This window comes from Streptosporangium minutum (assembly GCF_002149035.1).
Classification (GTDB): Bacteria; Actinomycetota; Actinomycetes; order Streptosporangiales; family Streptosporangiaceae; genus Streptosporangium; species Streptosporangium minutum.
Genome location: NZ_NGFP01000073.1, coordinates 23,795 through 35,192 on the forward strand (window position 1 = coordinate 23,795; position 11,398 = coordinate 35,192).

9 protein-coding genes are annotated in these 11,398 nt (G+C 70.0%); 5 read left to right on the forward strand and 4 right to left on the reverse strand.

The genetic code is table 11. From position 1 onward, the window contains the following. Nucleotides 1-11: 11 nt before the first annotated feature. Together CA984_RS17590 and CA984_RS17595 are read right to left on the reverse strand one after the other, a co-directional pair. Nucleotides 12-560 carry a DoxX family membrane protein gene (locus tag CA984_RS17590; RefSeq protein WP_086573661.1) on the reverse strand — a complete coding sequence of 183 codons (549 nt, stop codon included), beginning with the start codon at nt 558-560 and terminating at the stop codon, nt 12-14. 279 nt (nt 561-839) lie between these two features. After that, nucleotides 840-3,392 carry a collagenase gene (locus tag CA984_RS17595; RefSeq protein WP_086573664.1) on the reverse strand — a complete coding sequence of 851 codons (2,553 nt, stop codon included), beginning with the start codon at nt 3,390-3,392 and terminating at the stop codon, nt 840-842. 208 nt (nt 3,393-3,600) lie between these two features. On the opposite strand from CA984_RS17595, the gene CA984_RS17600 reads away from it, so the two are divergent. Next, on the forward strand, nt 3,601-4,557 hold the full coding sequence (locus CA984_RS17600) for a LysR family transcriptional regulator (protein WP_086573667.1): 957 nt from the start codon (nt 3,601-3,603) through the stop codon (nt 4,555-4,557). A gap of 102 nt (nt 4,558-4,659) precedes the next feature. Here CA984_RS17600 and CA984_RS17605 read toward each other — a convergent pair whose 3' ends face one another. Continuing rightward, complete coding sequence (locus CA984_RS17605) at nt 4,660-5,841, reverse strand: globin domain-containing protein (RefSeq protein WP_086573670.1); 1,182 nt, start codon at nt 5,839-5,841, stop codon at nt 4,660-4,662. Nucleotides 5,842-5,912: 71 nt separating this feature from the next. Then, nucleotides 5,913-6,341: an RrF2 family transcriptional regulator gene (locus CA984_RS17610; RefSeq protein ID WP_086573672.1), complete on the reverse strand. Its 429-nt coding sequence runs from the start codon at nt 6,339-6,341 to the stop codon at nt 5,913-5,915. A gap of 560 nt (nt 6,342-6,901) precedes the next feature. Here CA984_RS17610 and CA984_RS17615 point away from each other — a divergent pair. The 4 genes from CA984_RS17615 to CA984_RS17630 form a co-directional block, all read left to right on the forward strand. After that, complete coding sequence (locus tag CA984_RS17615; protein ID WP_086573674.1) at nt 6,902-8,608, forward strand: ABC transporter substrate-binding protein; 1,707 nt, start codon at nt 6,902-6,904, stop codon at nt 8,606-8,608. Continuing rightward, nucleotides 8,605-9,558: an ABC transporter permease gene (locus CA984_RS17620; protein WP_086573677.1), complete on the forward strand. Its 954-nt coding sequence runs from the start codon at nt 8,605-8,607 to the stop codon at nt 9,556-9,558. The genes CA984_RS17615 and CA984_RS17620 overlap by 4 nt, the downstream gene beginning before the upstream one ends. Beyond that, on the forward strand, nt 9,555-10,544 hold the full coding sequence (locus tag CA984_RS17625; protein ID WP_086573679.1) for an ABC transporter permease: 990 nt from the start codon (nt 9,555-9,557) through the stop codon (nt 10,542-10,544). Before CA984_RS17620 ends, CA984_RS17625 begins: the two co-directional genes overlap by 4 nt. Continuing rightward, nucleotides 10,541-11,398: ABC transporter ATP-binding protein (locus CA984_RS17630; protein WP_086573682.1), on the forward strand; the 858-nt coding region annotated here is incomplete at its 3' end. The genes CA984_RS17625 and CA984_RS17630, both read left to right, overlap by 4 nt.

Sequence of the window (11,398 nt, forward strand, 5' to 3'; positions counted from 1 at the left end):
GCCGTCATCGTCTACTTCAGGATCGGGTGGCGGCGCACCAGCGGGGTCCGCCCCCACCAGGCTCCGGCGCCGAGGGTGTCGCCGGCGCCCGCCAGCGCCAGGCCGGCCAGCACGACGGCGTAGACGAGGTGGTCGTCCATGAACGGGTTGGTGTCCAGCGGGAGCGCGGCGGCCCACATGAGCACCAGCAGCAGGCCTCCGGTGACGGCGGCCACGCGCATGCCCACGCCCAGCATGAGCGCCGCGCCGATGCCGAGCAGGCCGAGCATGAACAGCCAGTCGACCCAGACCTGCCCCGCCAGACTGCTGAAGAGACCGCCGAGGGCGTTCTCGCCGGTCCCCTTGAGGAAGCCGGTGGTCGGGCTGCCTCCGTTGATCCAGGCGCGCTCCGCCGGGGTCGCGAAGCCCCAGCCGAAGAGCTTGTCCAGGAAAGCCCACAGGAAGGTCCAGCCGAGGAAGATCCGGGCGATCGCCCAGACGTAGTCGACGGGGCGGGCGGCCGCGACGGGTTCGACGGCATCCGCGCGGGCGGCCCGGTGGCCGCCTTCGGTGATCGCCATGACTGGTCTCCTCGGGTTCTGAGGGGCTCTGGTTGCTATGACTCGATTACACCGTTCCCCGGAGCCGTGCAGCAGTGCCGTACGGCTCACCCGTCCGGCCCCGAAGTCCCTGTCCCACGGGACTTTCGGCCCTCGATCGGTTCGGCGCGCCCGGCCGCGGGCGCCTGGACACGGCGGAGCGGAGGGTCCCACCGGGGTGGGRCCCTCCGCCCTCGTCTCCGTCGCGGTTCCGCCCTGGGGCGGCCGTCGGGCCGTCAGGCCCGGCGCGCTACGGCGACGTCAGTAGTCGACCTGGACCGCGGCTCCGGCGAAGGCCTGTGCCGCGTGGAGGCTGATGTAGTTGTAGCCGGTCGGGGGGTTGGTGATGGTCAGGGTCTCGCCGTTGCCCGCGTTGGTCGAGCGCTGGGTGTGGGTCGACGTCGTGGCCCAGGAGGTGGGGCTGTAGTAGAGGTTGGCGTTTCCGGTGCCGCCGGAGGAGGTGATGGTCAGCTTGGCGGTGCCGGCCGGGACGTACAGGTAGAGGTACTTGTACTCGCCGGCGGCGGCTGACAGGTTGCTGCGCTTGCAGTTCCGGCCGAGCTCGTCGGTCCTGCCGGTGGTGCACTCGGGGGCGGAGGAGCCGCCGGAGGTCACCACGACCTGCTTGCCGACGGTGGCGGTGGCGCCGGCGTTGTCGGTGACGGTCAGCTGCACGGCGTAGGTGCCCGCGGTGGTGTAGGTGTGCGAGGGGTTGGCCGAGGTCGACGAGGTGCCGTCGCCGAAGTTCCACTGACGCGACGCGATCGTCCCGTCCGAGTCGGTCGAGGTGTCGGTGAAGGTGGTGGCGAGGCCGTTGACGGTGAAGGTGAAGTTCGCGCTCGGCGCCTGGTTGCCGCCGCCGCCGCCCGCGCAGCCGCCCGACGCGCACGCCGTCAGCCACGTCCGCCAGTCGCTGTCGTAGCGGCTGCCGATCGTCGAGGTCAGGAAGGTCCGGGCGGCGTTCCAGCCACCGGTCCGGTAGTGGCCCAGGAGGGTTGCGACGTCGGCGGGGTGCTTCTCGAGCATGTACCGCACCGCCAGGTAGCCCCAGCGGTAGATGCGGGTCGTGTCGTTGTCGTAGGTGGTGTCCCACAGCGTGCTGAGCGCGTAGGTCTGCTTGGCCGCCTCGGTGATCGCGGCGTCGTAGGTCTCCTTGCGGTAGGAGTAGGAGACGTACTCGGCGAAGCCCTCGATCCACCAGATGGTCGGGGTGCTGACGCCGTCCTCGAAGTCGCCGTACATGTTGAACCGGCCGTCGAGGTAGTGGGTGTACTCGTGGTTCAGGTTCCAGACCTGGAATGCGGGCCGGACCCATTCGGCCTCGTAGGCGATGAAGCGCGGCTGGTTGCCCGCGGCAGCCGGGTTGCCCTCCAGGTACATCCCGCCGTTGTTGGTGTCGATGCCGAACATCGCGCCGGCGTAGGTCTGGTAGTCGGTGCTCGAGTCGAAGACGCAGACTTCGATCGTGGTGTTGTTGTCGTCGGCGACCGGGCGGTTGCCGTCCTTGGCCACGTTGTGGAAGTACGCGTCCTGGTTGATGAGGCTGGTGCAGCTGGCGGCGAGCTGCGCGGAGGTCATCTCCTGGGCGCGGATCTTGATGCTGGGGCTGCAGGTGTGGTTGACCGGCAGGATGGTCTGCGCGAGGACCTGCTGGAGGTTGCAGGTGTTGAAGTAGGAGCAGTTGGCCTTGTCGTAGGCGTCGGTCATCTCGGCCACGCCGACCCACAGCGGGGCGGTCGTCCCGGTGATGTTGCTACGGGTGAGCAGGTCCTTGGCCATCGGCCGGACCTTGGTCCGCAGTGTGGAGTGCTGGAGGAAGCGCCCGATCTCCCGGCCGGCGTTGGCGGTCAGGTAGTCGCGGTCGGTCCCGAGCAGGTTGAGGTGGTTCAGCGCGAAGCTGTTGAGGGTGTCGATGACGCTCGGGTCGGCCTTGACCAGGGTGACGAACGCCGGCACCTCGTGGCCGCGGAAGAGCACCGTGTAGACGTTGTTGACCGCGTTGAGCATCCACCAGCTGGCGTCGTAGGAGCTGTTGTAGCCGTTGAGCAGCCGCTTGACGACGTGGAGGTAGCGGTCGTTCTCCTGGGCGCTGTCGATCAGGGTGACGGCCTCGGCGAGGATCTCGCCGTTGGCGTCGCTGACGGTCGAGGACCGGGAGTTGCCGAAGAATCCGTCGAGTCCGGACTGGATGGCGGTCTTCAGGGAGGGCCCGTAGGTGCCCACGGTGGTGGGGTGGTACCACTGCACGTAGTAGCCGGCGCGCAGGTAGAGCACGAGCTGGGCGGTGTTCGTGCTGTTGTCTCCCGGGTAGGAGACGGCGTTGTCGCGCAGCGCGTAGGCGACGCTGGTCATCTGCGACTCGCGGAACGCGTAGTAGGCGTCACCGCCGGTCAGGTTGAACAGGGTGTTGACGCACTCGGTGGTCGAGGCCTTGATCTGCTGGACGAGGGCGCTGCCGGAACGGCTGGTGAAGTCGCTCGCGCTGCACGCGGCCGCCGCGGCGGTCGTCTTGGCGGACTTGCTCGTCTTCGCCGAGGGCCTCGGGTGTTCCGGTGTGGGCGTGGGCTTGTCGAGGTCGCGCCGGAGCGCGTCCTTCGAGGCCGACAGCGGCGGGCGCTCCTTGACCGCCAGGGGGGACGCCTGGACGTGCGGCGATCCGTCGTCGGCGGCGCGCACTCCGACGGACGGGGGCTCCGGGGCGGCACTCGCGGGCGAGGCCGCCAGCGGCTGGAGGACGAGTCCCAGGCCCAGCACGGGTGCGAGCAGTGCGGGTAGGTGTTTTCCGAACGCGCGCAGGGATGGCGTGAATCTCAACTAAACCTCCGGGGGGTATCCCTGATGGAATGCGAGGTTGGTTTGGCGATGAGACGTCGGTCAGGGGAGGAACGGCGGCGGCGCCTGGCCTGACGGGCGGAGTACGAGACTCCGGGGTCCCAGACCCGGAGGATCGGAGGAGTGCGTCGCCCGAAGTCTCATGGCCGGATGCGGCCAGCCGTCATAACGCGCCACATAATTCTTGGCTATGGACCTCGATATCAGGCATCTCCGTATGATCTGTGCGATAGCGGATACGGGTAGCGTCACGCGGGCCGCGGCCCGGCTGGGCCTGTCACAGCCGGCCATGACCAACCAGCTTCATCGCGTCGAGGACCTCATCGGCGAGGCGATCTTCGTACGGAGCCGCTCCGGCGTGGAGCCGACACCCCTGGGGCGTCAGGTCATCGCCCGTGCCCGCATCGTCCTGACGGAGGTCGACACGCTCTTCGGCGACCTGCGCGGCCCTTCCGGGCCGGACGGGGTCGTCCGGCTGGGCTGCGTCCACCTGGCCTGCGTCGCGAGCGTCGTCGACCGGGTCGGCGACATGCTGCCCAGCCACGAGATCTCGCTGCGCATCGAGCCCTCCACCGCGCTGCTGGCCGAGGCGCTCACCCACGGCCATCTCGACGCGGCGCTGCTGGGCATCATCGAGGGGTTCGACGTCCCCCTGACCGCACCGGTCGTCAGCCGTACCCTGATCCCCCGGTATCCGATATTCATCGCCCTGTCGGCGGCCCACCGGCTGGCCGGGGAGGAGGAGATCCACCTCGCCGACCTGAAGGACGAGTCCTGGATCAGCCCGCCGGGCGCCGACGACGGCTCACTCGCCGCGCTGCGGGCCTCCTGCCGGGCCGTCGGGTTCGAGCCCAACGTGCGCTACGACGCCCCGAGCGGCGCGGGGCGGCCGCTGGTCGCGGCCGGGCACGGGGTGCGCCTGGTCGATCCCTCCTGGCCCGCGCCGCCCGGCACGGTCGTCCGCCCCCTCGCCGGGCAGCCCCAGGTCGCCCGGCTCGTCGTGGCCTGGCGGCGCGACCGCCTGAGCAACGGGCAGGCGGCGGCGGTCTACCGCGGTCTCGCGACCGCCTACTCCGACCACGTGGACGACAACCCGGTCTTCAAACGCTGGTGGGACGCGCACCCCGAGGTGCATCCGCTCGCCTGACGGCCCCCGGCGGGTCTCCGGGCACCCCCGGCCGGCGGCGTCCTCGCGCCCGCCTGAGGATGTCTCCCCCGGACGGCGCGGGCGCCGGGACGTGGGCCCCGATCAGTCCTGACCGAGCCAGAGGTCGGGACCGAACACCTCGTAGTGGATGTCGGAGGCGGGCACTCCGCGCCGGAGCAGCTCGGAGCGGACGGCGCGCATGAACGGCAGCGGCCCGCAGAGGTAGGCGGACAGCCCGTCGGGCAGCTCGACATCGGCCAGGTCGACCTGGCCGATGTTGGGCTCCGGCCGGCAGGAGCAGCCGCCCGCCTGCTCGTACCACAGGTGCAGGGTGGCGCCGGGCAGGTCCGCGACCAGCCGCTCGAGCTCCTCCCGGTGCGCGTGGTCGTCGGGGGCGCGGTCGGCGTGGACGACGGTGACCCGGCGGGTGGAGCCGGTGGCCGCGAGATGCTCGACCATCGACAGGATCGGGGTGCCGCCGATCCCGGCCGAGGCCAGGAGCAGCGGGGTGTCGCCCTCGGGCAGGACCAGGTCGCCGAACGGCGCGGAGATCGTCAGCACGTCCCCGGCCTGGACGTTTTCGTGCAGCCAGTTGGACACCTCGCCGTCCGGGGTGTCGCCGCCGCGCACCCGCTTGACGGTGATCCGCCAGTCGCCGTGCGAGGGGGCGCACGACAGGCTGTACTGCCGGATCTGCCGCGCGCCGTCGGGCAGGGTGACCGCGACGCTGACGTACTGGCCGGGCCTGAAGGACAGGGGGATCGGCGGCCGCAGGGTGAAGGAGACCGCGTCGGCGGTCTGGCGCCGCCGCTCGACCACGGTCGCCCGCAGCCAGCTCTCGCCCGAGTCGCGCCGGAGATCTGCCTCCAGGGCGATCAGCGCGTTGGCCATCAGCCAGTAGACCTCGTCCCACGCCCGCGCCACCTCCGGGGTCACGGCGTCGCCGAGCACCTCGGCGATGGCGGCGAAGAGGTACTTGTGGACCACCTCGTACTGCTCGGCGGTGACCCCGAGCGAGGCGTGCTTGTTGGCGATCCTGGCGAGCATCGCGTCCGGCCGGTCGTCGGGGCGCTCCACCAGGAGGGTGGCGAAGGCGGCGATCGATCCGGCGAGTGCGCCGCGCTGCTCGCCGTTGGCCTGGTTGCCCCGGTTGAACAGGTCGCGCAGCAGCTCGGGGTGGTCGGTGAACATCGACCCGTAGAACCGCCCGGTGATGTCTTCCAGGGCGCCGCCGATCACGGGCAGGGTGGCGCGGACGGTCGCGGCCGATTCGGGGGAGAGCACAACATCCTCCAAAGTAGTAAGTGATCTTCATATTTAAAGGCGTGCAGCGGGAATCGGCCGCACTTTACTGATCATCCGAGGCTGAGCAGGACCGGCCCGGTCGGCGAGGCGACCAGGTCGTCCACGGTGAGCGGATCAAGCGACGCGTAGAAGGCCTGCTGGGCGACGCGCAGCGCGCCGCGCAGGCGGCAGGCGGCCCGCAGCGGGCAGGGGGTCTCCCCCTCGCACGCGACGACCTCCTCCTCACCCTCCAGCTCGCGGACCAGCCAGCCCAGCGACGCCTTACGGCCGGCGCCGGTCAGCTCCAGGCCGCCGCCGCGCCCCCGGCGGGCCTCCACCACCCCGAGGCGCTGGAGACGGGCGATGACCTTGGCGGTGTGGGTGTAGGGAATCGCCATCACCTCGGCCACCTGCCTGGTGGTGAGGCTCGTCCCCTGCTCGGCGACCGCCAGGCGCATGGTGACGCGCAGGGCCAGGTCCGTGAACTTCGTCAGTCGCACGGCACGACCTTACCAAATTGGATTTCTAGCTACCAATTTAGGGTCAAGGCCTCCGCCTCCCGGGCAGGGCCGGGCCAAGGGCTCGGTGTAGGCGGCCACACCGGAAACCACCCGCTCTCCCGGACAGGGCCGGCCCGAAGGACCCGGTGTCGGCAGTCACGCGGGAACCACCCGCCCACCGAGACAGGGCCGGCCCGAAGACCCGGCATCGGCGGTCATACGGGGAACCACCTACCCCTTGGTCGAGGCCGGACCGGCGGCGCGGCCCACTGACCCCTTACGGATGACTGAATGCCTCTTGCCGCTTTATGTCCGTTTTATTCGCTTTCGGTGGACTCTCGCCATTCGCCGGGCCCCGCGCGCCCCTTTTCCGCCCGATCCGCCCGCTCCGTGGAATGCGGCAGTCAATTGCCAGACCAGAAGCCTTTTTTCCGCGCCGCCGGCCGGATCCGTCCGGCGAGAACGGCCACGGGTTGATAACGCCCTATTGTCAATAATATTTCACATTACTATGTTACGTGTCACTAACCCCCTTCTCTCTCGGTTACGTGGAGTGACATATGTCCTTAAAGACCACAGTGGGCACCTGCCTGCTCGCAGCAGCTCTTCTGTCCGTTTCCACGGCCTGCGGCAGCGGCAAGGCGCCCGCCTCCCAGGGATCCGGGGAGGCCTCGCAGCCCTCCACCGGTGCGGCCGCCAAGGGCGGGACGCTCACGATCCTGTCCAACCAGGACTTCGCCCACCTCGACCCGACCCGCAACTGGACGATGCCGGAGATGGACTTCGGCCTGCGCTACCTCTACCGCTCCCTGGTCACCTACAAGGCCGAACCGGGCGCGGCGAGCCTGGAAGTCGTCCCGGACCTGGCGACCACCACCGGCGAGATGTCCGACGGGGGCAAGACCTGGACCTTCACCCTCAAGGACGGCCTGAAGTACGAGGACGGCTCGCCCATCGTGGCCGCCGACGTCAAGTACAACGTCGAGCGGTCCTTCGCCCCCGAACTGCCCGGCGGCCCCAACTACGCCCGCCTGGTCCTGGACGGCGCCGAGAAGTACAGGGGCCCCTACAAGGACGGCTCGCTGAAGTCGATCGAGACGCCCGACGACAGGACCATCGTCTTCAGGCTCAAGCGCCCCGTCGCCGAGTTCCCCTACTACACCACCCTGCCGACCTTCGCGCCGGTGCCGCGGGCCAAGGACACCAAGGCCCAGTACGACAGCCGCGTCTTCTCCTCGGGACCGTACAAGATCGACACCTACGACCGGGGCAAGGAGCTCGTGCTCAGCCGGAACGAGCACTGGGACCCGGCCACCGACCCGGCCCGCAAGGCGCTGCCGGACAAGGTCGTCGTCAAGCAGGGCCTGCGGCAGAGCGTGATCGTGGACCGGCTCATCGCCGACCAGGGCGACGACCGGACCGCGGTCACCTACGCCGACGTCAACGGCGAGAGCTTCTCCAAGATCCTCACCAACCCCAAGGTCAAGGCGCGCTTCCACAACGAGATCCGGGGCTGCACCGACACCCTGGCCATGAACAACACCATGGCGCCCTTCGACAAACCGAAGTTCCGCCTGGCCCTGCAGTACGCCATCGACAAGGAGAGCTACCAGACCACCCAGGGCGGACCCGCCGCCGGTGAGATCGCCACCGCCTTCCTCCCGCCGTCGCTGTCCGGCGGCGTCGCCCAGGACACCCTGAAGATCCCGGCGACCGGCGACGTGGAGAAGGCGAAGGCGCTGATCGCCGAGTCCGGCGTGACGACCCCGGTGAAGATCAAGATGTACGCCTCCACCGGCGACAAGGTGGCCGCCACCGCGATCCAGGAGTCGCTCAAGCGCGTCGGCGTCGAGACCGAGATCAACACCTTCGACCCGTCGGTCTTCTACGACACGATCGGCGACACCGCCAAGTTCGACGGCATGGCCCTGTACGGCTGGTGCCAGGACTACCCGTCCGGGTCCTCCTTCATCCCGATGATGTTCGACGGCCGGACCATCACCGACAAGGGCAACAGCGGCAACATGTCGCTGTTCAAGGACCAGGAGACCATGGACCGGATCGACGCGATCTACGCCATGACCGACCTGAAGGCGGCCGACCGCGCCTGGGTCGACCTGGACGCCGCGATCATGCAGAAGGCCCCGATGATCCCCCTGGTCTGGGCCCGCAAGCCGCTGCTCACCGGTTCCAAGGTCGGCGGCGCGTTCGGCCACCTGATCTGGTCCGGCCAGTTCGACTACGCCACGCTCGGGATCAGGAAGTGAGCACCTCCCTTCAGGAGGGGGCCGCGGCGGGTGCCGCGGCCCCGCCCGTCCGCGGCCGCTCCCCCGGGCGGATCGCCTACGAACGGCTCCGCCGCGACCCGGCCGCCCTCTTCGGCCTCGCCATCGTGGTGCTGTTCGTCCTCATGGCGCTGGCCGCCCCGCTGCTGACCAGGCTCAACGGCTGGGAGCCCGAGACCTTCGACAAGACCGCGATCGACCACGCGCTCGGCGGCGTCCCCAAGGGCGACTTCGGCGGCATCGGCGCCGAGCACTGGCTCGGCGTCGAGCCGGGCAACGGCCGCGACGTCTTCAGCCGCATCGTGTACGGCGCGCGGGTGTCACTGCTGATCGCGGTGGCCTCCACGGCCGTCACCGTGCTCGCCGGGACCGCGGTCGGCCTGGTCGCCGGGTATTTCGGCGGCAAGGTCGACACCGTGCTCAGCCGGGTCATGGACCTGGTGATGTCCTTCCCCAGCCTGATCTTCATGCTGGCGCTGCTGTCCATCGCGCCGGACGCCAACCGCGTCCTGCTGCTCGTGCTGATCATGAGCATGTTCAGCTGGCCGTACGTCGGGCGCATCGTCCGCGGGCAGACGCTGAGCGTCAAGCACCGCGAGTTCGTGGACGCCGCCCGGGTCAACGGGGCGATGGGGCCGCACATCCTGCTGAAGGAGATCCTGCCCAACCTGGCCGCGCCGATCCTCGTCTACACGACGCTGGCGATCCCGGCCAACATCGGCACCGAGGCCGCGCTGTCCTTCCTCGGCGTCGGCGTGCGGCCCCCCACCCCGTCATGGGGCCAGATGATCGACAACGGGCTGCTCTGGTACCAGGTCGTGCCGACCTACTTCATGATCCCCGGCGTGTGCCTGTTCCTCACCGTGCTGGCCTTCACCCTGCTCGGTGACGCGCTGCGCGACGCCCTCGACCCGAAGGGGCCAGGCCGATGATCCTCTACGCGCTGCGGCGGCTCGCCGCGGTGGCGGGTGTGCTGCTGGTCATCTGCGCGGTGACCTTCGCCATCTTCTACCTGCTCCCCTCGGACCCGGCCGCCCACGCCTGCGGCAAGACCTGCACCCCGGAGCAGGTGACGCTGGTCCGCGAGCAGATGGGCCTGGACCGGCCGGTGCCCGAGCAGTTCGGCGGCTACGTGGCCGGCATCTTCGCCGGCCGTACGCTGGGCACCGGCCCGGCGGCGCTGGAGTGCTCCGTCCCCTGCTTCGGCTACTCCTACCAGAACGCCCTGCCCGTCTGGGACCTGCTGACCGACCGGCTGCCGGTGAGCGTCTCCCTGGCCGTCGGCTCGGCCGTGCTCTGGCTCATCGGCGGCCTGGCCGTCGGACTGGTCGCGGCCCTGCGCCGGGGCACCGCGCTCGACCGCTCGCTCATGGCGGCCACGCTCGCCTCCGCCTCGGTGCCGGTCTACTTCACCGCCATGATGCTGCTGCTGATCCTGGTCCAGCAGCTCGAATGGCTGCCCTACCCCGACTACCGGCCGATCACCGAGGACCCCGCCGCATGGGCGGGCAACCTGCTGCTGCCCTGGATGACGCTCGCCAGCCTCTACGCCGCCATGTACGCCAGGCTCACCCGGGCCTCGATGATCGAGACGATGGCGGAGCCGTACATCAGGACGGCCCGGGCCAAGGGCCTGTACGAGCGGACCGTCGTCACCAAGCACGGCCTGCGCTCGGCGCTCACCCCGATCGTCACGATCTTCGGCATGGACCTGGGCGGGCTGCTCGCCGGGGCCGTCATCACCGAGCACGTCTTCGGCCTGCCGGGCGTCGGCCAGCTCACCTATGACGCGATCTTCAAGGCCGACCAGCCGGTCGTCCTCGGGGTCACCCTGCTGGCCGCCTTCTTCATCACCCTGGCGAACCTCGGCGTGGACCTCCTCTACGCGCTGATCGACCCCCGAGTGAGGTACGCGTGATCCTCCAAGTCAGAGACCTGCGGGTGAGCTTCCCCGCCGGGACCGCGGTGGACGGGATCAGCTTCGGCCTGGAGCGGGGCCGCACGCTCGGCGTCGTCGGCGAGTCCGGCTCCGGCAAGTCGGTGTCGTCTCTGGCGATCATGGGCCTGCACCGCGAGGCCGCCGTCTCCGGCTCGATCGTCTTCGACGGCGAGGAGCTGGTCGGGGCGCCCGCCTCCCGGGTCCGCGAGCTGCGCGGCCGCCGGATGGCGATGATCTTCCAGGACCCGCTGTCGTCGCTGCACCCCTTCTACACCGTCGGCGAGCAGATCGCCGAGGCCTACCGGCTCCACCTGCGCACCTCCCGCCGGGTGGCGCGCGAGCGCGCGGTGGAGATGCTCGCCGAGGTGGGCATCCCCGAGCCGAGGCGGCGCGCGGATGAGTACCCCCACCACTTCTCCGGCGGCATGCGGCAGCGCGTGATGATCGCGATGGCCCTGTCCTGCGAACCGGACCTGCTCATCGCCGACGAGCCGACCACCGCCCTGGACGTGACCGTGCAGGCGCAGATCCTGGAGCTGATCCGGAAGATCCAGGAGGACCGCGCCGTCGCGGTCATGATGATCACCCATGATCTGGGCGTCGTGGCGCGGGTCGCCGACGAGGTCCTGGTGATGTACGGCGGACGCACCGCCGAGCACGCCCCGGCCCGGGAGATCTTCAAGTCCCCCCGCCACCCCTACACACGGGGGTTGCTCGCCTCGGTCCTCCGGCTGACCGCCGGAGAGGAGGAGGACGGGGGCCGGCTGCCGGCGATCCCCGGCAACCCGCCGTCGCTGCTCGCGCCGCCGTCCGGCTGCCGGTTCCACCCCCGC

Bases quoted from the DNA above. Each gene is read 5' to 3' on its own strand.
- CA984_RS17590 (WP_086573661.1), bottom strand. From the start codon at position 560: ATGGCGATCACCGAAGGCGGCCACCGGGCCGCCCGCGCGGATGCCGTC.
- CA984_RS17600 (WP_086573667.1), top strand. From the start codon at position 3,601: ATGGACCTCGATATCAGGCATCTCCGTATGATCTGTGCGATAGCGGAT.
- CA984_RS17615 (WP_086573674.1), top strand. From the start codon at position 6,902: ATGTCCTTAAAGACCACAGTGGGCACCTGCCTGCTCGCAGCAGCTCTT.
- CA984_RS17625 (WP_086573679.1), top strand. From the start codon at position 9,555: ATGATCCTCTACGCGCTGCGGCGGCTCGCCGCGGTGGCGGGTGTGCTG.